Origin of the sequence: Paractinoplanes ferrugineus (assembly GCF_016862195.1) — a bacterium.
GTDB lineage: Bacteria > Actinomycetota > Actinomycetes > Mycobacteriales > Micromonosporaceae > Actinoplanes > Actinoplanes ferrugineus.
Genome location: NZ_BOMM01000129.1, coordinates 1 through 594 on the forward strand (window position 1 = coordinate 1; position 594 = coordinate 594).

The window sequence follows — 594 nt, forward strand, 5'->3', positions numbered from 1 at the left end:
CAACTTCCTGCAGGCGATCGAGCAGCTGACCGTCACCACCCTGCGTAACGTGATCGGTTCCCTCGACCTGGAGCGGGCTCTGACCAGCCGGGAGGAGATCAACCGGCATCTGTCGACGGTGCTGGACGAGACCACCGGCCGGTGGGGCATCAAGGTCACCCGGGTCGAGATCAAGGCGATCGAGCCGCCGCCGAGCATCCGTGACTCGATGGAGAAGCAGATGCGCGCCGAGCGGGAGCGCCGGGCGACGATCCTGAACGCCGAGGGTCACAAGCAGGCCCAGATCTTGACGGCTGAGGGTGAGAAGCAGGCGACGGTGCTGCGGGCCGACGGCGATCGGCAGTCGCGGATCCTGCAGGCCGAGGGTCAGGCGAAGGCGATCCGGACAGTTTTCGACGCTGTTCATACGGCGAATCCGTCGCAGAAGGTCCTGGCTTACCAGTATCTGCAGGCGCTTCCGCAGATCGCCAACGGCACCGCGAACAAGGTGTGGATCCTGCCGACCGAGTTGACGAAGGCTCTCGAGGGTCTCGGTGGCGCGATGGGTGGGCTGGCCAACATGGTCGGCGACGTGCCGAAGGAAGGCCTCGACGC

At 65.8% G+C, this 594-nt stretch carries 1 protein-coding gene; it reads left to right on the top strand.

Annotated features, from left to right (window positions below; all coding sequences use genetic code 11):
• Positions 1-594: SPFH domain-containing protein (locus Afe05nite_RS43545; RefSeq protein WP_203823229.1), on the top strand; the 594-nt coding region annotated here is incomplete at both ends.